The 21,839-nt window shown below is 65.1% G+C and carries 17 protein-coding genes; 7 read left to right on the top strand and 10 right to left on the bottom strand.

Going from position 1 to position 21,839, the window contains the following annotated elements; all coding sequences use genetic code 11:
• Nucleotides 1-117 precede the first annotated feature (117 nt).
• From RSD66_RS08735 to RSD66_RS08750, 4 genes are all read right to left on the bottom strand, one after another.
• Complete coding sequence (locus RSD66_RS08735; protein ID WP_415287339.1) at nucleotides 118-1,128, bottom strand: tyrosine-type recombinase/integrase; 1,011 nt, start codon at nucleotides 1,126-1,128, stop codon at nucleotides 118-120.
• Between the two features lie 247 nt (nucleotides 1,129-1,375).
• Complete coding sequence (locus RSD66_RS08740; RefSeq protein ID WP_415287340.1) at nucleotides 1,376-2,638, bottom strand: hypothetical protein; 1,263 nt, start codon at nucleotides 2,636-2,638, stop codon at nucleotides 1,376-1,378.
• Complete coding sequence (locus RSD66_RS08745) at nucleotides 2,635-2,958, bottom strand: hypothetical protein (RefSeq protein WP_415287341.1); 324 nt, start codon at nucleotides 2,956-2,958, stop codon at nucleotides 2,635-2,637. Before RSD66_RS08745 ends, RSD66_RS08740 begins: the two co-directional genes overlap by 4 nt.
• Nucleotides 2,948-7,444, bottom strand: a complete 4,497-nt coding sequence (locus tag RSD66_RS08750; RefSeq protein ID WP_415287342.1) for a hypothetical protein — start codon at nucleotides 7,442-7,444, stop codon at nucleotides 2,948-2,950. The genes RSD66_RS08745 and RSD66_RS08750 overlap by 11 nt, the downstream gene beginning before the upstream one ends.
• Nucleotides 7,445-7,578: 134 nt before the next feature.
• Between RSD66_RS08750 and RSD66_RS08755 the strand changes: the two genes are divergently transcribed.
• From RSD66_RS08755 to RSD66_RS08770, 4 genes are read left to right on the top strand one after another with little or no spacing between them, the layout of a single operon-like run.
• Entirely contained in the window at nucleotides 7,579-8,880 is a 1,302-nt protein-coding gene (locus RSD66_RS08755) for a hypothetical protein (RefSeq protein WP_415287343.1), read from the top strand.
• The gene (locus RSD66_RS08760) at nucleotides 8,867-9,490 is read left to right on the top strand and encodes a hypothetical protein (RefSeq protein WP_415287344.1); all 624 of its coding nucleotides are present in this window, start codon (nucleotides 8,867-8,869) and stop codon (nucleotides 9,488-9,490) included. The genes RSD66_RS08755 and RSD66_RS08760 overlap by 14 nt, the downstream gene beginning before the upstream one ends.
• Nucleotides 9,487-10,650: an SIR2 family protein gene (locus tag RSD66_RS08765; RefSeq protein ID WP_415287345.1), complete on the top strand. Its 1,164-nt coding sequence runs from the start codon at nucleotides 9,487-9,489 to the stop codon at nucleotides 10,648-10,650. Before RSD66_RS08760 ends, RSD66_RS08765 begins: the two co-directional genes overlap by 4 nt.
• Nucleotides 10,647-13,316 carry a hypothetical protein gene (locus RSD66_RS08770; protein WP_415287347.1) on the top strand — a complete coding sequence of 890 codons (2,670 nt, stop codon included), beginning with the start codon at nucleotides 10,647-10,649 and terminating at the stop codon, nucleotides 13,314-13,316. Before RSD66_RS08765 ends, RSD66_RS08770 begins: the two co-directional genes overlap by 4 nt.
• A gap of 8 nt (nucleotides 13,317-13,324) precedes the next feature.
• Here RSD66_RS08770 and RSD66_RS08775 read toward each other — a convergent pair whose 3' ends face one another.
• The 6 genes from RSD66_RS08775 to RSD66_RS08800 all read right to left on the bottom strand — a co-directional run bounded on the left by RSD66_RS08775 (nucleotide 13,325) and on the right by RSD66_RS08800 (nucleotide 19,442).
• Entirely contained in the window at nucleotides 13,325-14,692 is a 1,368-nt protein-coding gene (locus RSD66_RS08775) for a hypothetical protein (protein WP_415287348.1), read from the bottom strand.
• 360 nt (nucleotides 14,693-15,052) lie between these two features.
• Nucleotides 15,053-15,310, bottom strand: coding sequence for a hypothetical protein (locus RSD66_RS08780; protein WP_415287349.1), 258 nt, complete (start codon nucleotides 15,308-15,310; stop codon nucleotides 15,053-15,055).
• A gap of 11 nt (nucleotides 15,311-15,321) precedes the next feature.
• Nucleotides 15,322-15,711 carry a hypothetical protein gene (locus tag RSD66_RS08785; protein ID WP_415287350.1) on the bottom strand — a complete coding sequence of 130 codons (390 nt, stop codon included), beginning with the start codon at nucleotides 15,709-15,711 and terminating at the stop codon, nucleotides 15,322-15,324.
• 39 nt (nucleotides 15,712-15,750) lie between these two features.
• The gene (locus RSD66_RS08790) at nucleotides 15,751-16,788 is read right to left on the bottom strand and encodes a TniQ family protein (protein WP_415287351.1); all 1,038 of its coding nucleotides are present in this window, start codon (nucleotides 16,786-16,788) and stop codon (nucleotides 15,751-15,753) included.
• Nucleotides 16,789-16,833: 45 nt separating this feature from the next.
• A complete protein-coding gene (locus tag RSD66_RS08795) occupies nucleotides 16,834-17,757 on the bottom strand; it encodes a TniB family NTP-binding protein (RefSeq protein WP_415287352.1) in 924 nt (307 codons plus the stop codon).
• Nucleotides 17,754-19,442, bottom strand: coding sequence for a Mu transposase C-terminal domain-containing protein (locus RSD66_RS08800; RefSeq protein WP_415287354.1), 1,689 nt, complete (start codon nucleotides 19,440-19,442; stop codon nucleotides 17,754-17,756). Before RSD66_RS08800 ends, RSD66_RS08795 begins: the two co-directional genes overlap by 4 nt.
• 204 nt (nucleotides 19,443-19,646) lie before the next feature.
• Between RSD66_RS08800 and RSD66_RS08805 the strand changes: the two genes are divergently transcribed.
• Genes RSD66_RS08805 through RSD66_RS08815 form a run of 3 tightly spaced genes read left to right on the top strand, consistent with a single transcriptional unit; the run spans nucleotide 19,647 to nucleotide 21,820 of the window.
• Nucleotides 19,647-19,925, top strand: coding sequence for a hypothetical protein (locus tag RSD66_RS08805; RefSeq protein WP_415287355.1), 279 nt, complete (start codon nucleotides 19,647-19,649; stop codon nucleotides 19,923-19,925).
• Between the two features lie 21 nt (nucleotides 19,926-19,946).
• On the top strand, nucleotides 19,947-21,443 hold the full coding sequence (locus RSD66_RS08810) for a sensor histidine kinase (RefSeq protein WP_415287357.1): 1,497 nt from the start codon (nucleotides 19,947-19,949) through the stop codon (nucleotides 21,441-21,443).
• On the top strand, nucleotides 21,443-21,820 hold the full coding sequence (locus RSD66_RS08815) for a response regulator (protein ID WP_119411994.1): 378 nt from the start codon (nucleotides 21,443-21,445) through the stop codon (nucleotides 21,818-21,820). Before RSD66_RS08810 ends, RSD66_RS08815 begins: the two co-directional genes overlap by 1 nt.
• Nucleotides 21,821-21,839: the final 19 nt, after the last annotated feature.

Raw genomic sequence — 21,839 nt, forward strand, 5'->3', positions numbered from 1 at the left:
GTCGGTTTTCTGCCTGTAACGAACCACAATTGACCGCCGTTTCGATTGTTTTCCGAAATTGCACCAGAATTGATTTCCCAGCTGCTCCAGAAATTCTTCCGGGACCCTTCTCCAGTGTCACTCAATCCGTATGCGTTCGATGGCGTCCTGAGTGATCCGATCATTCCGACGATCATAAAGTTTGGTCGTTCTAGGACTCGAGTGATTAGCCATCTCCTGGGCCAGTTCGAGCGTGCCCTCGTTCAGCAGAAAGGTCGTGATGCCTGTTCCTCGAAACGAATGATTGCCTACCTTCTCAACCAAGCCCGCCGCCGCCGCTCGGCGCCGCACCATGGTATAGGCATCGTGTCGCGACAGTCGGCGCGTGGTGAGAAGACCGCTCCGTCCGCGTGAACTACGGAAAAGAGGTTCATTAGGCTCAGCGCGATGCCCGACCACATCAAGATAGGCGTCCAAGTGGTCTAACAGCTTATGGTGGATCGGTAGCTCGTGGATCTTGCCACGTTTTTCGTGGAGCCTGACCCATGATCGTCCAGCAGTCTGCACGAGGTCCTGAACATTCATCCCGACTGCCGCCGATACCCTTGCAAAACTATAAGTCATCAGGGCGATTAGCGCTCTGTCGCGGAGTTGCACCTGGGTTTCCGTAGGAATGCTTTCGATTAATCGCCTTGTCTGTTCTGGAGACAGGATCGGCGTCTTGCCTCGGGTCACCTCATGAGTCGGCCCTCGAACGGCATGTGCAGGATTGTTGTCCATAACGCCAGTGCGTACGAGCCAATCGAACAGGCTTCTAAGCGCCGCTAGGCGCAGCTTCACCGTGGGTGCGGCCACCCGCCTTCCGCATTCTTCTATATAGGCGGCGATATGGAGCGGTCGGATTTCGCGCAGCGACGTCAGGTTCGGGATATCACCCCACGTGAGGAAATCGCCAACGGATCGTAGGTATGCCGTCCTGGTGTTCGAGTTCCGGATGGTTGCGGCGAAAAATTCCAGAAAACGCTCGCCGGCGTCGTCCTGGGTGTCGGCCACAATAGCTGGAACCACCAACTGTGATTCATTCCGAACTGGTGGTCGGGCGAGCGAACTATTTTCAAGAACAGTGATGTCTGAAGGGTTAGTTTTCACTCAGTAGCCCCCTACTCTCCAGTTCGGCTATGATCATACATAAAGGACATTATGTGCGACAAAATCAACCGTGCTGCCTCACGCCTCATCGAAGGGCTCAGAACTCGCTCTGCACCACTTCTACGTCTACGGCCATACCTCGACCTGATCGGCTGGTCGCCAATGCGCCACTAGCGGACATCGGCTTCGGCGCCGAAACCGGAGCTTCCCCCTCCGTTCTTCTGCTGCAAAAGATCGCGGATCGGGGTCAGTAGTCCATGTTGGCGTGGCGCTCCCAATTGTGGCTCCAAGCGCTGAGGAATTGTTCCAGTTCCTGTTCAGTGCCAGCGACTGCGGTCCCGTAGTCCGCAATCGTCACCGCGTCGAAGGATGGATCGACACCGGCGTCCATCAGCCTATGTGGGCCAGCTAGCGGTCCTGCTGACAACAATTGATCCAGTTCGTCGAAGACGGCGCAGCATTCCGCGTGATCGTCCGCCTCAATCGGGATGACCGAAAACCGGATGCTATCGCCGAACCGGGTGAAGTTGGCCGGGATCGCGCCGATCGATGGCAGATGAAAGAAGAGCGAGCCCTTGTCGTTCTCGACCCCGCCGTGCGCGAAGGGATTGCGGATCCGCTCCTTGATGCGTCGCATCTTGCCGAAAAGCAGCTCGGTTTCCCGGTTACCACCTATGGGCAGGACCGCCTTCAGCTTATCGTCCCACTTCGCGGCCAGTATTTGGGTCAGTTCGCCTGGCGCTAGGGCGGTGCCCGTAAAGGCGCGCAGCAGCACCAGGCGATGTTCGAGCGCGCTGAAGTACGCGTCCACCATAGCCGTGGAGTGGAAAAACCCTTCGCGATTGGCGCTCCACGTGTGGTTAAGGAGGTCGGCGATGCCGAGATTCAGCTCTGCCAGATCGACCTTCTTCGACTTCTTGCCTTTCTTCGGCGTGTTGGGCTTTTTGTGCAGCGGTGGCTCAGAGGCCTTGGCGTAGGCCTTTTCAGCTCGTTCGCGGAAAAACCGGTAGCGGCTATCGAATTCGTCAAACCGGTTGGCGATCAGGACGTGGCCGCTCTCGACCTGAGCCTTGGCGTAAGGCTCGAGGAAGGCCTCGACGTCTTTCAGCGCGGAGTTTATCTGCCCGACGATCCTCGACGTCGGGACTGTCGCGTCTCCCGCCCGCAAAATGGTGAAGCCGAACTTCCGCAACTCGAACCCAATCTGCTCGCCCTTCACGCTACCGTAGACGCTCCACCTGACCTTTTCGCCGTGCCCACTCCACTTCCATCCCATGAGGTTCCGAAAGAGGAACAGGACCAATTCGGGGACCGGGAAGTCTGAGGAGTCAGGCCGCCCGCTCGACATCGACCAAGGGTCCAGTTCGTCGGGGAATTCGGCGGTGAAGCCCTCGAGCTTCTTGGCGACGCGCCGGCGTAGCGCCGCGAACGGGTCCGGCGCCTTCGCGGCCGGTTTGGAATCTGTTTTGGCTTTGGCCTTGGGTTTTGGCTTGATCGGCTTACTGGTCATCGTACTCCCGCGCCTTGCGTTCCGTCCGCCTCTAACTGAAGCTTCACATGGATGCGCCTGGCCTCCTTGTCGTCCCACGGCGGGTCCAGCACCCCGGCGAAGTCGAGCGGGCCGCGCGGAGAGAAGGCGCTGCCGTCCGACAGGCGCGGCAGGCCGTTGGCTTGAAGCGAGACCTCCGGCTCGGTCGTGGCCCGGGGCGCATCGCCCCTGTCGAGCGCTTCCCGGATCGCGGCTAGGATCTCGGCGAGCGCGGCGTCGGAGAGGGGCTCCAGGCAGGCCCGTGCGGCCTCGCTCGGGGGTGAAGCGCTCCTAATCGTCATCCTGGGCCTCCGGCCCGTAGAGATCAGCGAGTTGCTCCTCGGACGGCTCCACCCGGGTCAGATGACGCGTGACGCGGACGGCCCCCTCGTGGCGGTCGAACACCGTGGTGTGGACCCGACGACCGCCAAAGCCCTCGTGGTCGGCACCGTAGACATTCTTTTCGCCGACAACGACCCAGACGATATCCAAGCCCTCGCGCTCCAGCATGGCGTCGAAGGCCGCCTTCTCCACCAGGGCCGCGCTCGGCCCGTTCTCGGTCAGGGCGGGATCGAAAAAGACCGGACGGCCCTCGGCGTTCGAGAAGACGAAGCCCCGGGGATCCGTCAGGGTCAGGCTCAAGGCCGTCATCAGCCAGGGCGCCGGGGCCTGGGCCCGCACGTCCTCGTCGAGGCTGGCGTCATAGGTCAGCCGCTCGGCGGCGTATTCGAACACGGGCCTGCGGATCTCGGGCGGCTCCGTCGCGGGACTGGTCCTCACACGCCGGCCGCGCCCCCCCGGCCCGGCCATCCAGTCCGTCCAGCCCGTATAAGGCTGACGCCAGGCCAGTTCGCCCAGGAAGGCCTCGAGTTCGCCCTCATAGGCCGGAAGATCGTGAGAGCCAGTCCAGTGCTGTCCGCCCAGTGTCGCCAGCAGCCTGTCCTTGTCGTCGCGTCGCACCACCAAAGCGTCCACCCGCCCCCAAGTCTCCGGCTCGGCGGCCGCTTCGCCGTAATCCTCGTCGGTGCCCCGGGCGCGGACGAAGCTGTGAAGCACCACATGGTCGACGCCTTCGGGGCTAGTGACCTCCAGGATCCGGGCGTCGGAGACGAGGTCGTGGTCGCTGTCCAGCCAGGCCATGGCCTCGCCCGCCGGCTTGGCCTGAAGCCGGGGCGCGATGGGCGTCCACCAGGCCTCATCCCGGTCCTCGGCCATGCCCGCCGCCAGCAGGGACGGGTCGAGGTCTCGCAGACCGGTCGACCAGGCGCCGTCGTAGCGCCCGAGCGGCCCGTCCCGGCTCGGGCTCAGGCTCAGAGGTGCCAGATTATCGGCGGCCCGGGCCATGGCCTCATGCAGGGCCAGCCACTGGTACTTTTTGCCGATCCGTTCGACCGTATGGGTCATCCGGTCGTGGGTGATGACACCGCTGCGCTCGAAGGCCTCGAACCGCTCCGGCGTCCAGCCGAGGTCGTAAGCCCGTTTGGTGATCCAGCGCCGCACAGGCTCGATCTCCAGAAGTTCGAACGCTGCCCGGTCGCCATCAAATCCCGATCGCGAATAGAGGGCGGGGCCGGTGCGCCAGTCCTCCAGCTCGGCTGGTTCGAGATGGGCCTCGAAGGCGATCCTGGCGGTGCGGGCCACGCCGTTCGCCGCCTCCGCCCGGGCCTTCTCCTCCGCGGAGGGATTCCAGGAGGCGGGAATGGCCCGCGCCGCCAGGACCTCGGCCGCAAAATAGCCCACGAAGGCGTCCGCCGCCGGTCCGGGCAGAGTCTCCAGATCCCCGACGAACCGGTTCCAGAGGCCCTCGAGGTCCAGGCCGGCGTCGGCGACGGGCCTGCGGCTCCAGTGATGGAAGCGATAGGCGATGACATAGCGCCCGAAATCCCCGTGGTCGGAACAGGAGGAAAGGATTTCCCCCCAGGACCGGCCGCCCGCGCTTCGGCGATCGAACGGCGCCAGGTCCTCTTCGGAGACCGGTTCGAGCGGCCAGACCCCGTCGAACGGGCCGTGGACCCTCGCGAGATCGACCTCGTCGGGCAAGGCCCGATGGGCGGCGGCGTATTCGAGGATGCCCGCAGCGAAGTCCCGAAGCAGCAAATGGGTGGGCGGAGAGCCTGCGGCGAAGACCGCGCGCCAGACCCTCGCAGCCAGGCCTCGGATCGCTTCGGGGTCGGTCGTGGCCATCGCGGCTCCGTAGGCGGCCGCCAGCACCCGTTCCGGTACATAGAGGTCGTCGAGCGCGAGCGACTGTTCGACCAGCTCCGCGGCCAGGCCCAACCGGTGGGTCAAAAGGGCGGCCAGGGCCTTGGTCGCGCGATCGCGCACGGCGCGGTGGGAGGTCGAGAAGAGCCAGGACAGGGCGATCGCACCCAGCCGGATCCGCGCCGCGTCAGCTCCCCGACCTGCGCCCAGGCCCCAGGCGATCAGGGCCCGCGCCCCGCCGCGCCGAAGTCCCTCCGCGGCAATCCCCACCGACCAGAGGGCGTCGCGGTCCGGCATGGTCATGGCCGCGAGCCGGGTCTGGAGGTAGTCGGCGTTGAAGGGGTTGGCCGGCTCGGTGGCGACCTGCAGCAGGAGGGCGAGCTGTTCCTGGTCGGAGCCCACCAGCTCCAAGGTCCGCGGGGTGAAGGCGGCGGGGTCGCGCCAAAGCAGGCTCGCGCGGAACGCCCGTTCCAGGACGAAGAGGTCGGTGCCATCCGGCGCGACGTCGGGGAGCTCCAGGGCGTAGCGTTCGGGAAGCTGGATCGCGAGGGTCTCCAGGACCCCCGACCAATCCTCGCCTTGCGCCTGCAACAGCCGTCGACCGAGCGGTCCCGTCGAGAAGGCGGCCTGCGCCTCGGTCGCCGACAGGTCCCGGAGGAGCCGTTCGGCGATCATATGGTCGCTGAAGCGCTCGAAGGTGAAGCGCACGACCGAGGTCTCGCCGGCGCCGTAGTCGATCTCGGTGGAGAGGACTCCCTCCGATACGAACTGGTGCAGCAGACTGGCGTCCCGGCGCCCGTTCGAGGGCAGGAGGCCGTCGAAGACCGCGATGGCGCGATCGACCGGGAGCCGCCCGCCCGGGGCCGCGCCCAGGGCCTCGGCGAAGGCGCGGATGGCCCGCCGGGGAATGTCCTGTAGGGGATCGAGCTCCATCCGGGCCTCCAGCGTCGCGGCCACGGCGTCGGTGTAGAAGCGGAAGACGGCCGTCACCCCGCTGAGCCCGCGTGGAAACGCGGTCTCCCCGCGGCGGTCGAGGAGATCGCAGCAGGTCTTGAGGAACAGGGGATTGGACAATTCCGGACCCAGGTCTGGCCGACCGGGGCCATGCACGCCCCGTTTGTCCAGGTAGCGGACGGCCGCGTCCGTCGTCTCGAAGCCCGGATGGTCCAGTCTGGCCAGCCCCGGGATCGGCGCCCCGAGACCGACGGCGTGGAGATAGGCCGTGCGGCACGACAGGATCACGACGATCCGGGGCCGCCGGGCCACGGCCTCAAGGAAGCCCGCCAGCCGGCCGCGCCACAACCTGGGCCCCTCCCCTTCGTTGATCCCGTCGATCACGATTAGGACCGGACCGCCGGCGGCCTCGGCCGCGGCGTCGAGCGCGGCGAGGACGTCGTCGACCGTCTCGCCCGACAGGTCCCAGCCGTCGAGCAGGCCACGCCACGGATCGCCGATGGCTAGGCCGCCCCCCAGGGCGAGCAGGGTCGGATAGCCGGCCACCAGGCGGCGGCGGGCGAGGTCGGCCAGGACGTGGGATTTTCCACTTCCGGCCTCGCCCTCGAGCAGGAGCCGGTCGGCGTTGATCAGGCTCCAGGGGCCGTCGGCCAGGGCCTCGTCCACGGCCTCGAGCGCCGCCCTCACCTCGTAAAGGGGTTGTTTCCAGGGCTCCAGGACGGGATCGGCTTCCCGGGCCCAGATCCGGGCGACGAGGGGCGAAAGCGCCGCCAGGCTCGCCTCGACCCCGTCCGACCAGGCCCCGGTGGGAAGGGGTCGGCACCAGACGTCGATCGGGGCGAGGAGCCCGGTGACGAGCGCGCCGGCCTCGGCCTCCAGACGGCGCATCTGAGCCGGATCGAGACCGGGCGGATCGCCGAGTCGGCCCAGGGCGCCCAGGATGCGGCCGAGCCGCGCGCCCCAGGCCGCCGGCTCGGCGAGAAGCGCCGGATCCCGGATCACGCCGCGCAGGGCATCGGACACCTCCACATCGACATGGTTCTCGGGCTGGTAGCGTTCGTGCAGGTCGGCCAGAGGGCCGGCCATCCGGGCCTCGAACCAGGCGGGGGTCAGGACGGTGTCGTCGAACCAGTAGAGCCGCTTGCCGCGGTAGTCGGGCGCCTCCCGCGTCAGCCGGTCCACCAGGGAATGTCGGTCCCAGAGTCTGATCTTCAACGTCCGGTGATCGGCCAGGGCCGCCGCCTCGCGGGCCTGGCGCCAGCGCTCGTAGCGCTGCCGTTCGGTCAGGACGTTCGGCCGACGTCCGTCCCTCAAGTCGAACGGCAGGCAGACCACGAAGACGGTCAGGGCCGGGTGGGTCTCCAGGACGCGAGCCAGGGAGCGGTCGAGCTGGCGGATCTGGACGTCGCCCATCTCGAACACATATTTGGCCTGCCAGCCGGTCTCGGAGCCGTCGGGGTGCGTCCGGTAGCCCTCGACCCCGCCGTCAGCGCCCTCCCCTGTCCGGTGGAAAACCGAGCCGGGCGGAGCCGGATCGAGGTCCGCCAGCTGGCAGCACAATTCCTCGAAGGCCTTGTCGCGCCGCCCGTGCAGCGGGCGGATCCGGTCGAACTCCAGGATCGGATCAGGCACTCTGGACGCTCCCTCGTCAGTCGAAGGACAGGGCCTCCGGTCTCTCCTCGTCAGCGGGCGCCGACCGTCCCAGAACGCGTTCCGCCCGCACGCCGTCTCCCTGCTAGGTTGCAACCCAAGGGACATGATTCGCCATGACGATTCCATTGGTCAGTCGCGTCATACGCGACCTCGAGACCGCCGCCGACCGGATCGACCGGGAGAGCCTCACGCCGTGGCTGACGCATCTGGGCGGCGGGACGCCGCTCGCGCTCGCCCATCCCAGAATGGGGCCGATCACCATCGCCGGCGTGCGGTTTTCCGGCTCCGTGGTCCCCGTCTACGACCGCTATGTGACCCTGACGATCGACGACCTGATCTCGGCCCTGGCGGACAGGACCGAGGAGGCGCTCGCCGACTTGCCGCGTCCGGATCGGGAGCCGGCGGTCCGGCAGATCGTCGACGCCCTCGACGCGATCCGGACGCGGTTGATCGGCCGCGCCTCGGAGATCAAGGGCGTGCTCTCCGGCGCGCCCGGTCACGGCGGACCGCCCCGTCCCCTACGCGGCCGCATCGAATGGACCCCTTATGAAGGCCGGCTGCGTCACGCGCTGAGAGCGATCAGGATGAAGACCATGACCGAGCACAAGATTCCTTTGGCCTGGTTCCAGCGCTACGACGACCTCGTCGATCGGATGGCGGACGCCGCCCCGGGCGCCTTCGCGCAACGGGCCCGGCGACTGGCCGACCTGACGCGGGAGCCCGATTTCGCTGACGTCCGCGCCCTGCTCCTCGAGGGGGTCGATTTCGCCTGGTGGCTGGCCAGGGCCCGCAGCGACGAGGTGGAGCTCGGCGAGCCCTTCCCCTTCCCCGACGATCCCACGGCGGAGATCGGGGTCGCCCTGGCGCTGCTCGACCATCTCGCGGGCTCGGAAGAGGCGGCGTCCAGCATCGCCGACAATCATTATTCGGGTGCCTACGACAGCGAGGCCGCGGGCTGGCGACACCTGGTCGACCAGATCTACCGGCCGCAGGCCCGGGAGCTGTCCCACTATCTGCGGAGTCGGGGCTGGCTGGAGACGCCTCCGCCCCCGGCCCCGTCCACAGGAAACTCCATTGTGATTACCCGATCGGCCGGTGTGGTCGTGCAACAGGATGTCCGCGACGCCGCCCAGACCGCCCACGTCGCAGTCTCCGGCGCGGATGTCGCGCAAAAACTCGACACGGTCGTCGAGCTTCTGCGCCCCTTGCTGGAACCTTCGGTCCGGACGGAACTGGACGCCGAAGCGGCCACGATCCGGGCCCAGCTGCAGAAGCCCAGGCCCAACGCCGTCATCCTGCGAGAATGCGGAGCAACCCTTCGGTCCCTCGTCGAAAGCGTCGCGGCCAATGCCCTGACGCCGCCGGCCCTCGTCACGGCCGCCAGTCTTCTCTGGTCCGCCCTTGGCCAGGGGTGACCCTTCGCCGCTCGCCGATCTGGGCGTCCTGGCCGCCGCCGCGCCGCTGCGGCTGTGCTGGCCCAGCGCCCGGTCACCCGTGGACTGGCTTGAGTTCGACCACGCGGCGGACTGGGCGAGGTTCGTCGAACGGCTGCGGCCGCCGCCGGGTCTCCCCGAGGCGGTCGAGCGGAAGTTCCTGCGAGCCCAGGGCCTCTACCGGCTCGGATGGATCGATCGCGACCTAATCAAGGCGGGCGAACTCGCGGCTCTGATCGCACTTGAGCTCGCGGTGCGGGATCGGTACGGCCGTCTTACCGGAAGGAAGAAACCAGCCTTCGCGGACCTGCTAACCTATATGGTCGATGGCGACGGACTGACGGATGCGGCCCTGCCGGTCGTCGCGCGCTGCGGCGGCTCCGTGGTCGGTCAGGTCACCGGCGACATCAGTCCCCGCCTTTCGGATATTCGAAACGGCATGGCCCACGGCGACCCGTTCGAGGGCCCGCCGATAGGCGGCCTGCTGGAAGTCGTCCGCGACCTCATCGCCTATGCCTATCGCGACTATCTGGCGGAACGGGCGAGCGCCGCCCTCCCCGGGAGCGCCCCAGACAGGAGTCTCCCGACGTGAGCGACCGTCTCGTCTATCTCGGGCCGGACCTGCCCGGCATCCCCGAGGATCTGATGCTGGCCCGGGACCAGGGCAAGGTCCTGTTCCTGACCGGCGCCGGGGTGTCGACGCCGGCGCCGTCGAGCCTGCCGGATTTCCGTGGCTTGGTGGTCGACATCTACGCCCGACTGGACGGCGTTCTTGCGGACGCCATGCGGGCGTTCGCGGACGCCTCGCGGACGGCGGCCGGCGCGGCGATCGACTGGCGGCCCTTCGCTACGCCCCTGACACCCGGCCAGGCGACGGAGCTGAAGCTCTTCGCCCGCGGCGAATACGATGTGGTGCTCGGCATGCTCGAACAGAGGATCGCCGGCGGAATGCGGACGACGGCCCAGGAGGTTCTGGACGCCGCCCATGCGCCCAATACCCTGCACCGCTCCCTGAATATCCTGGCGCGACGGTTCGGGGATCCGCTGCTCGTCACGACCAATTTCGACGAACTGCATGAACGCGCGGCCGGGCGAACGCGGCCGCGCGCCTTCGATCTCGGGGGGTTGCCCCGCCCCAGCCGCCAGGCCGATTTCCACGGCGTGATTCATCTTCACGGCCGCCTGGGGTCGGACATCGCCCTGACCGATCAGGACCTCGGCGACCTCTATCTGCGGCGCCGTATCGCCTCCGACTTCATCTACGACGCCATCCGCATCTTCCGGCTCGTGATCATCGGCTACAGTCTGAACGACGCCCCGTTCCGCTATCTGCTCAACGCCGTCGCCGGGGACACCCGCCACTTCGGCGACCTGAAGGACCGCTACGCCTTCATTCCGCGCACGGGCGACGACCCGACCCTGGCGCTCGAATGGGCGGCGCGGTCCATCACCCCCATCTCCTACGACAGCGCCGACGGCCACCGCGCGCTTCAGCGCCTACTGGCGGCTTGGGCCGACAGCGTGCCCACCGACAAGGACCTCTGGGCCCGACGAAGGCTGCGCGCCATGTGCCGGAGCGCCCATGACGAGGCGAGCGAGGCGGATCGGTCGGTCTTCGGCTATGTGCTGCGGCGATCGGGCCGCGATCACCGCGCCGCGCTGGTCAGCTACATCGGCGGCGAACTTCGCGCGGGTCCCGACTGGCTGACGGCGGCCAACGCCGTCGTGCGCGAGCTGGAGGACGGGCGTTGAGCGGCCGGATTCTGCGCCGGCGCGTGCTCGATCGCCGCGAACAGGAGATTGTGATTAACACCCGCCGGTTCCTGGACCGGCGGATGGCCGATCCCGCGGTCCTCGTCTGGGCGGCCGGGCTCGGCCCGGACCTGCTGGCCGAACGCCGGGCCGTGCGCGAAAGCCTGGAGCTTCCTCGCCACGACATCCCCGAGCCTGTCCGCTCCGCCTGGCGGTGCGTCGTCGAGGCCTGGAGCAACGACACGGTCGACGGCGACCTGCGGGCGATCCAAATTCGCGAAGACGTCGCACGCGGGCTCGATCCCCGCTATCTCGTCGCCGAGATCGTTCGGATCGTCCATCCGCGCTTGTCGGTGGAGCTTTACGGACAATGGTCGCCTCGACCGAAGCCGGCGCGCGACGTCTCCGATCTCCTGCATTTTCGTCTGAGCGGCCAGGGCCGGGTTCGTCTGGCGGAGGTGGGTCTGGCCGCCTGCCGCGACCCCGCCGTGATCGGCGAACTCGTCGATCGCCTGGAGGCCGCCCTGGTCGACGCCCTGTCCTGGGCGACCCGGCTGGGATCCGGATCCATCTGGGCGGCCAACTATGTCGCGCGGGTCTATCCGCCGCCCGCCCCGGCACCGGGCGACGATGGAGCGCGCGACGGAGTCGGCGACGGCCAGGAGGACGAGGATCCCGACCGCTACAGGAGCGGCTATGCGCCGATTGCCCGCCTGTTCAGCGAGGCCCTGGACCGGCTGGCCGATATCGCGCCGGAGGCGGCGGCGGCCCGCGCCGCCCGGCTGCGCGCGCTGGACTGGCCCCTGACCCAGCGTCTCTGGGCGGCGGCGGCCCGGCACCCGGACATCGTTGCGCCCGACGCGATCGGCCCCTGGCTGGCAGCCCTGCCGGACGAGCGGTTCTGGGACGAGGACCGTTTCCCGGAGGTGCTGGAGATGCGCGCCGCGCGGTTCGCCGATCTGGACGCGCCGTCCCGGGCCGGACTCGAGACGAGGATCCGCCGCGGTCCACCCGCCGCTCTCTACCGACGCAGCCTGGACGCAAACGTCCGCCACAGGGTGCGCACCGAAGACGCCGTGCGCGAACTGTTGCGTCTGGCCAGCACGGGCGGCGAGCTCGCCGCGGCCTCCCGCCGGTGGCTGGAGGCACGTCCGGAAGCCGTTCGGGCCGTCGGCGAGGTGACGCGCCTGTCGCGCCTCTACGAGACGCTCAGATATGTCCCCAGCGAACCGACGCCGGCCTATGCCCTCGCGGACGGCCGCCCAGTCCTTGACCAGCTTCAGGTCGATCTTCGGGGCCGACTCTATACCGACAGCCGGGTGGCCTATGATTTCGTCGAGGCCAACGCGGACGCAATGCTCGCCCTCCTGATCGCCCAGTCCGATCATGATGCCTTCCCGCGGGTCTGGGCCGCCCTCGCCGCGGCCGACCGCGACGCCCGCGCCCAGGCGGACGGAGCGGGCGCGGCGACGTCGCGCCAGGAGAGTCTTCTCGCCGCCCTCGCGGGCCTGTCGACCCCGGCCCTTGCGGAAGCGGCCGACGGCGTCGCCGGCTGGCTCGACGCGACGCGAGGCGTGTTCGGCCGGGACGCGCGCTACCGCGACATCTGGCTGAGGACCTGGCCGGCGGCGGCGGCCCTGACCAATCTCCGCGCCGCGGAAAAGGAGACGGAGACCGACGAGCCGCCGGAAGAGCGTCTGGCGGCCAACGCGCTGAACTCTTCGGCCGGCCGGATGATGGCCGCCTTCATGACCCTGCTCCCGAACCTCGCCGAAGTTCCCGAGCCCTTCGGGGATCCGACCCTCCTCGCCATGCGCGAGGCGATCGTATCCGTGCGGGGCGAGGCGCGGCGTCAGGCCCTCTACCGCCTTCTGCTCGATCTGCCCTATTTGCGGCGAGCCGACCCGGCCTGGACGGATCTCGCGCTCCTCGCCCCCCTGCGCGGGGGACCGGACCAGGATCCGAGCCTGTGGGACGCTATCGCTAGGATCGGCCTGCTCGGCCCCGAGACCCTGGCGGTCATCGGGGCGGACATGGCGGCCATGGCCCAGTCCGGCCCTCTTTCGCCGGACGTGCGCGCCGGCCTAGCCGAACGCATCCTGCTCTCGGCGGCAATAGCCCTGGAGGATGACCAGCCCCCGTCCTTCGCTCAAGCCGAGGTCGAACAGATGTTGCGTCTGGGCGGCGACCGGGTCCGGGCGCGCGGGGCCGCCAGCCTGGCGCGCTGGCTGGCGGGCCGTCCCGACCGCGCCACGACCTACAGGGCCGCCGTCGCCCCCCTCATCCGGGAGTGGTGGCCCCGGGATCGCCTGACGCGATCCGCCGAACTGTCCGACGCTCTCGCCCCGCTTCCGGCCGCCGCCGGAGAGGCCTTTTCGGAGGCGGTGGCGGATATCGCCCACCTCCTGACGCCCTTCAGCGCCTGGTCCCTGTTCGAATACCGGCTCTGGGACCGGATGGATGACGAGGGCCGGATTCTCGCCATACCGCCCACGCCCGAGGCCTTCGCTGCCCTCCTCCAGCTGCTCGACCTGACCGTCGGACAGGACGAGGAGGCCGTGGTCCCGCACGATCTCGAACTGGCCCTGTCGGCGATCTCGGAACGGAGCCCTGCGCTGGCCTCAACACGCCCCTATCAGCGTCTGGCCAGCCTTGTCCGCCGCTAGGCCGCGTCTCAGTCGTCCTCGGCCCCGTCGATCTCGATGAGGTCGTCCACGTCCTCCCTGGACTTATAGGCGGCCCTCATCTCGTCCATCAGGGGAAACGGGAGTCTGGCGGTCAGGGTCTCGAGATCGACAAGCTCCGACACCTCAACCGCCTGCAGCGTCTTGTCCCACCGCCGGGTCTCGGTGACGGCGCCGCGCAGGTTTCCGGCGCGAAGGGTGACGGTGATCTCCACCACGCCTTCGGTCGGAGTCGGGACAAGGACGCCGCGATACTCATAGGTATCGCGGCTGCGGAAGTCCTCGCAGGTCGCGGCGAAGGCGGGGCTCCGCTCGGCGGGCTGGACGGGATCGAACGCGTGGCGGCCGACTTGGGACCCGATCCCGCGCCAGAGACCGGGTGCGACACCGAAGGGCGATCTCAGCTTGGGCGCGGGAGGGCCGTTCGGCGAGACGAAGATGAGGCGGTCGTTCAGCCATCCGTCGCTCGTGGCGATTTCGACCGTCAGATGTTCGGCCCGGATCAAACCGATGTTGGCGACCGTGACCACGAGCCGCCGCTGGTTGAAGAGCAGGCCCATCCGGTTGTGGAAATCGGCGGCGAAGGCCGGCAGGGCCGTGTCGTGGTAGGCGTCGAACCGATCGTCGTAAGTATGGTCGTGGTCTAGGCTGCGGATGCCGAGCACGCCGTCGCCGCGCTGGGACAGTGGGCGGGTGCGGGCCTGGAGCTTCCTGGTGAAGTCGCCGCGCGCCGTATCGTCCAGAGGGGCGACGCTCCAGAGCGAGAGCGAGTCGTCGGGACTGAGGCTGATGGAGATCTCGAAGGCGGGTTCGTCCCGCCGCAGATCCTGCACCTGCTGCTTGAGCCTCTGGATTTCCTTGTCCTTCGGCCCGGGCTCGATCGGGCGCAGCCAGTCGTCGGAGGCGCGGTGCACCGCCAGGCCATGGGCCCTGGCAAGGGCCAAGGGCTTGAGATCGTGGCTGACCAAGAGCCGCGCTCCGGGCGTCGTCGCGTTCAGCGCCTCGAGCACCACCCGAGTGTCGCCGTCATCGGGGTCCGCATCGGGCCAGGCGTCCCAGTCGATCCGCCCGTGCGCTGCGAACCCGAGTTCGACCCGCGGCGTGGCCTCGCGCACGACCACGGCCGCGCCTTCGGTTACGGCCGGCGTCAGGAGACGGTTGAAGGCACGGGCATGGGTGCCGAGCCGTCCGTCGCGCTTCTTGCCGTCGATTTCCTCGACGACCCGGGCGGTAACCCAGGCCCGGATCGGGCCCTCGGGGGACAGGTCCGGCCAAGGCAGATCCGCGAGCGCCCGCCCTTCCAGGATGATGTTGGAATCGAGACAGACGTCGATCCCGTCCGGCGGCGTCGACGCCATGGTGGCTCCCTGACCGGCGTAATCGCCGTTCGACGAATGTGGCGACCGGTCCGACGCCGGTCAACATCCTGACGCGCCGACACCAGCTACGCAGGCCAACTCCGATCAGCCGCTCTTGCCGAACCGCTGCGGCGGCGCCGGGTTGTGATAGACGCCGCAGTCCCTGAGTGAGGGACAGGGTCTCCCCCGGTTTGCCTCGCCATAACCGGCTGTTCCACGCCGCCTTTCGACTCTTCAGTTAGCGTTAGACTGACATCACGCTCTCAGTTCATGACCCGGCTTAAACGCGAGTCCTCACTCGCGAGCTAACAGATGGTCGCTTAGCGGACCTTGTTAACTTCTGCTATGAGTCAGGTCCGGTCATTCTAGATTCGCGCCATCCTCGCCGCCAACTGCACCGTCATCCTTCAGCAGTTTGAACTGGATGCGAAGGCCTGCCGCCTTGGTGGCCTCAAACACATCCTCTGCATATAGGACGCCGTCTTCGGGAAGCGTGATGGCTAAGAGTTCGCGAATGGATTGGTCAGCTTCTTTTGGATCATCATCGTAGCGGTCAAGGATCGCGTTGAGTTGCTCCGCAAGCGCTTCCTGGCTGTCTGGCTCGGACGATGTGATCATTGATTTCTCGCTCAAGCTGCAGTTTGTAAGGCCAGACGATCATGTGTCGGGTGATCTTCGCCGAAATGATGCAAGAGTGCCGTCACGACCACGTTCGTCGCGGTGAGGCAGCGGCGCTCTAACGCTTCCCGGAATTGATCGCTAAAGGTTGGCTCTAGCCATAAAGTCACCGGCGTAGCGCTCGTTGGTGGTGCACGTAGGAACGGCTCTCCTGGAAGACGTTCAATCAGATAGACTTGAAGCACTTCCTGGTAGAGATCATTCACCCGGCAACCCCGATCAATCGCCAGCTTGCGCATTCTCGTGTGCATCTCGCGCGGCAAGCGAACGCTGAGGGCTACCCTGCCCTCTTCGACATAGGTTGGTCTTTGAGCATTGGGGGCCATAGCGGAATCAGACATCTCGCTGGCGCTTTGATCAAGCCTTTTCGTATCCGGAGTCTAGGATGAGCCGCCCAGTAACGCCAACCTTGGCTCGATCGCGGCGCTCACAATCGACCTCAGCGAGGAAGACCAGCCTTTCGATACCCGACACACCTCCTCCATCTGAGTACGTGTCATAGCGCCTGAAGCGGCCAACCAGGCCGGGCCACGGTGCTCTCGTGCAGCGCCCGGTGGAGCCCACCAAATGGCCTCCCCAAGATCAGCGGTTGCGCAGGGTCGAAGAAGAAGGCGGGCACAAGCTGTCATCGCCCTCACACGAAGCCAACTTGGTGCTCTGCGAATGAAGCTTTCATCCCATCGGTCGATCCCCTTGCCGTAGACGTCGGGCATTCTGGCGCCGAGCAAAGCCCACGCAGGCGACGGACCGCGGCCCGCTCCGTCGCGTCTCACCAGCAACACCTGCGCAGCGAGAAAGATCGCTGCAGCCTTGAAACTCGAAGGATCTTGCTCCAGCCACAGAGGACCGGGGGATCGGTCAGAAACAACGCGGCGTATGGCGCGTTCGAAGGCCAAGGCCACCGGCGGCGCAGCCGACGCCGGTCTCGCTGCGCGGATTCGTCCATCGAGCCATCTCCGGTCATAGAGCCTGCGATGGGGGGTGATCGCGTCTTCGCTTTCCACGCTGTCGAGCAAACAACGATGCTCGCCGCAGGCCAGCCGCCAAAACCCGGCATTCCGTGCCCTGAGCACCACATGACCATAAACCTCCAAATCACGTCGTGCGCATAGGGGGCAAAAGGCATGGCATCCGGGAAACGCAGCTCCGTCAGATCGGGCGAAATCGGCGCGGGTTGTCCCAGGATAGCGTCTATCTAAAGTCATGGCTCGAAGTCGATCGATCGGCTGTGCGCTCCCCTCAGCTAGTAGCTTGAGCACTTCAATCGGCGGCGACCAATCGACGTCGATACGACCAACTAGACCTGATCCACACGTTTCTTGGCCCCAGGCGATCCGCTGAACCCACGACCCTAATGTTTCGTCGTCCACAGGAGAGGGCGCATAGCTGTAGCCGACTCGCCGCTGCCTACGCGCCATTGGATACACCCTCGCTCGATCTTGTTTGCATAGCGGACGGCAAGCTTAGCGACGGCGTTGGCGGCGTCTGACGATCGGACGCCCAATCGTAATCACAGGTGGCAAGCTGACGTCGGCTATGATGTCGGCCGCCGTTATCCTCTCCGCACCCGACTGGATGGCGCGCTTCGCCGCCCGGTTCAGTATCTTGACGACCGTATCGGTGATCCCCTCGCTCATCTCGTGGACACATTCCACCAAACTAAGATCGACGATGGTTTCGTGGCGCAGAGGTAGTGTCCGAAGGTATGCTTTGATGAAACCCGCGAATTCGGCGTCCGCCTTCCAAGGGACCAACTTCAGGTGCTCGAAACGCCGCTTGAGCTGGATGTCGCCGTCAATGAGGTCAGCCGCCTGATCGGTTCCAGTGTAGATAATCGGAACTTTCGTTTGATTGGAAAGCCATCGCGTGAGCCCGTAGAAATACAGGACATGCTCTCGACCCCACCCATGAAGCTGACCAACTTCTTCGCAAATGATGAGTCTTGTTCGCGCTCTGTCGATCAATCTCAGTAGCAGGGCGTATATGTCGGCACTGTGCCTCGGCAGTGGCATTAAATAGCCTAGCCCTTCAGCAATGGCCTTAGCGAACCAGCGCCGACTGGGCTCCGGCGGGTATTCCAGCAAAAGAATAGGCACTCTCAGTTCACCGCTAGCTCTAGACCGGCGCGGTGGGTGGCGATCAACCAGTGATGAAATGGCATGGGTTTTCCCGATGCCTGATGGCCCAATCAGAAGGCCGTTTGGCGGGCGCTGAATCTGAGCATGAGCGTAGAGTTCCTCCCCATACTGCTGCACCTGCCTCAAAGCCGGGGTTTCAATCAACTTGTCGCGGCCAATGAAAGCAAACCTTGCGGCTTCCGAGCCGTCCAAGACCTTGCGTGCGCCGGGGATCAAATGGGCGAAAGGGTCCACGTCGACTGAGTTCATTTCAGCCTCGTTGGAAAATCAGGAATTTGGAAGCCCAGTAACGTCTCATCAGCACGTGCTTCCGGTGGCGGCTCGCTGGAGGGCAGCTCGGCCGCGACATCGACAGACTCTTTCGGATGAAAATCCGACAGATCCAGGGGCGGCGACAATTCTTCGAGGTGTGATCCAGCTGCTCCGCGATCGTAGTCTTCCCCCAGAAAGAGAAGATACGGGGGAGCATTAGCTCTCTTCGCTTCTCGAATTTGCGCCAGAAGCAACGAATCTTTGGCTTCTTCAGCCGTTCGACGGCGCTCCTTATTGTAGATCCGCAGCTCATACAGATCTTTAGGTGCGTGCCGGTTGGTTGCTCTCGGGATGGTCAGGTATGGTCCATCCTCGATCGAGACATAGATCTCGCTCACATCGCGGGGGTTCCAATGGAATCGAACCTGTCGGCGGCCTTCGTAGATCGGCTTGGCGAGGTCTCCCGATCGAAACCAGCAATTTTCGAACTTGATGCCTCTCGTTTGAAGTTTTGAAATTCTGTGCGGCAGGAATTCAATGAATGTCCTGCGTTGATCCATGGCCTCCAATCGCCGGGTCGGATGGGTGCTTTGATATTGCCTCCATTTGTGAATTCGAGGGGGTTCCGAACCACCATATGTCTCGTTGTTGAACTCCATGAGCGCCAGCAATAACCGACGCTGCGCCTCCTCGAAGGGAAGTTCGGCATCCTTTTCTCCGCCGTGGCTTTTCAACATTTGCGCGTTGCTGAGCGTAGTGCCCGGCCACTCGTGAATATCAGAGTTCAGGGTTCTGAAAGCTCGCTCATGCGGAGATCGCGCTTCAGGCAATCCAGGCAGCCCGATCTGCAGATCGATGCCGTATCGATTACAGGACCATTTGAAGCTGTCGTTATCGAACTCTCCGGCACCATCGACCATTACGCATTCTGGAAGGCCACTACATTCCCATTCTCCAGGCACCCGATAGGTACGTAACAAGTCCGTTTTGTTCGTCACGATCATCGCCATGGCCATAGCCACGGTTTCTCGTCCGGGCGGAAATCTGGAAAGAAAGCCGGCGAGCATCACGCCCGTGAACAGGTCTGTAGCCGTCGTCAGTGTGGGCCGAACTTTCTCTTCAGGTCGCTCGATGCTCAGCACTTTCACGTCGGCTGGGGTGTGATCGATGATTACAAACTGAAGGGGCCTTTCAGCCTCCAGAGCACCTTTCTGGAGCATATGCAGGCGACGCCCCGCCCGACCGTGACGTTGCGAGGCGAAGTGCGCCGGATCACGTTTGTAAATGTCTAGAATTGCACGCCGTATGGTCGATTCTGATGGTTGCTCCGCTACCGGCGCTCCGATGATCTCGAAGTGAGACGCGAGATCGGCGCTCAGCTTCCGGTCATTTCGCTTTTTGCTTGCTCGTTCGTACGTCCAAGCCTCGATGATCCTCATCAATCGTGTCGAGATCCGAGTGCCAGGCTTCGGGCCTGTTTTCCCGGGCTTCCAGGCTTCGAATGTGTCGAAGACCTTCGCTCGCCTGATGTCGCCTTGATGGGTTTTCAAGGAGACATTCAAGGTCTGCTTCAGAACGCTTTCGGGCAGCGCGTAGCCACCGAATTCGCCAGCCGCTATCCGACGTGCAACGACAAATCGTCGTCTAAGCCGTTCTTCATAGGCGCTGGATGCGGAAGGCATGATTGGCGACTCCTATCGCCAATTAACAAACGCCTTTAGGCATGCCCGCGCTAGCAATGACCGATACCACAATTGCTACTTCAGGCCTGACGGTAGTAATTGTGAGCCAAATGATCCGTCCGAAATTCAGAAATTTCACAATTTCCTCATGGCGCGGGAAGCGAAGGGGATGACAATCAATCGCGACAAAGGCGGGAATCAATCATGGCCAGCTACATGTCGCTTGATTCTCCGTTGCCTGAGAGCCGCAGCATGAAGTCGTATGGCCTAAGCCAGCGCCCTTGTGATCATTCACTGGAAAATCCGGCGGAGGCAGTCCCCCAAGCGCTCAAGGTGGAGAACAATCGGTTTGATGAATCGGTGTCCGTGTTCATCCTTTTCCCCACGCCAGCCGCTGTCAACTTGACGCTTAAGGACGCTGGTCTTTACTGTTTCCCTGTTTCAACAGCGGGCCGTGCACCCTTTCCGCGCGCGTTGCGTTAGGGACGCAACAGGACGGGGGGCGTGTTGAAGACACTGGCCAAAACGATTGACCTGGTCGCGGCCTTCGACGCCTCGCCTAACCCCTATATGCTGCTGGACCGCGACCTGCGATTTGCAGGAATGAACCAAGCCTATCTGGACGTTACGCTCCGCAGGCGGGAGGAACTGATCGGCGTGCATGTGATGGATGTATTCGGCGCCGCGCCCCAAGGGCCAAGCCGCGACGCCAGCCAACGGCTTGAAACATCCTTCAAGAAAGTACTGGAAACGGGCGAAGCCGATCATCTGGCGTTGCTGCATTATCCGATCCGCACGCGGAGCCCCCACGGCGAAGCCGTGTTCGATGATCGCTACTGGAGTTGCACCCACACGCCGATCAAGAATGATCACGACGAGGTCACCCATATACTGCAGCACACCAGCGACGTCACCGAGCTGGTCAAGGCTCGGACATCAGATGAGGCCCCCCGCGACGCCCTGGAACAGATGCTGGGCGGTGGCGTCTTTCGTCGGGCGATGGAGGTAGAGGCGGACAATCAAAGGCTGGAGGCCGAGCGGCGCCAGCTCTCGGATGTTCTGTTGAACGCGCCGGGCTTTGTTGCGGTTCTGAACGGACCGGATCACGTCATCCAGTTCTGCAATGAGGCCTGCTATCGCCTTGTCAATCATAGAGACATTCTGGGCCAGACGGTCAAACAGGCCCTGCCCGAGCTGGGCGAACAGGGCCATCTCGACTTTCTCAACGACGTCTATGAGACCGGGGAACCGGTCATGGGCAGGCAGCGGGCGTTCAGCCTGCAGCATTCACCGGACGGTCCGGCGGACAATCGCTACATCGACTTCGCCTATCAGCCCATCCGGGACGAGAATGCGCGCGTGATCGGCGTCTTTGTTCAGGGGCATGACGTGACGGATGTCGTCATGGCCGCCGAACGGCAGAAGCTGATGATCGACGAGCTCAATCATCGCGTAAAGAACACCCTGGCCACCGTTCAATCCATCGCCATGCAGACGGCCCGCACCCACCAGGACCCCCGCTCGTTCGCCGAGGCCTTCGAAGCGCGGCTTATGGCCCTGTCCCACACCCACGATCTTCTCACGAAGAGCCACTGGGAGGGCGCCGATCTGCGCTCGGTGCTGGAACATGAGACGCGCGCGCACGGGGCAGGACGGCTGAGTCTGAACGGGCCGCTTGTCGCTCTTTCGCCAGCCAGAGCCCTGTCGCTGGGCATGATTTTCCATGAGCTGGCCACCAATGCCGCCAAATACGGCGCCCTGGCGCATGGCGATGGGCGGGTGACGGTCGACTGGCGCGTGATCAATCATTCTTCCCCCCAGTTGGAGATCATCTGGAGTGAAACCGCCGGTCAGACCGTGCAGAAACCAGAGCGGCGCGGTTTCGGCACTCGCTTGATCGAGCGCAATGTTCGGCATGACCTGCGCGGCGCTGTTGATATGAGTTACACAGGCCACGGCCTGAGCGCCCGATTCACCCTGCCGCTGGAGACAGACGCCTGATGACCGATATCTTTTCCGGTAGACGCGTGCTGATCGTGGAGGACGAGTCCCTGGTGGCCATGCTGCTTGAGACCATTCTGGCCGACCTTGGTTGCGATGTGGTCGGGCCGGAATCCAACATCGAGGACGGACTGAACGTCGCGTCAGGGACCTCTCCGCTCGATGCCGCCCTGCTGGACGTCAATGTCGCGGGGCAGGAGATATTTCCGGTCGCTGAGGCGTTGAAGGCCAGGGGCGTGCCGTTCGTGTTCTCGACCGGATATGGTGAGGCGGGCCTGCCGGAACACTGGCGCGGCAACCCCACGGTGCAGAAGCCCTTCACCGAAGGCGCCATCCGCGACGCCCTGATGACCGCCCTGAACATGCAGAGGGCCTGAGCGCCTTATCCTGACGCTC

Origin of the sequence: Brevundimonas sp. S1H14, assembly GCF_047716865.1 — a bacterium.
Taxonomy (GTDB): Bacteria; Pseudomonadota; Alphaproteobacteria; order Caulobacterales; family Caulobacteraceae; genus Brevundimonas; species Brevundimonas naejangsanensis.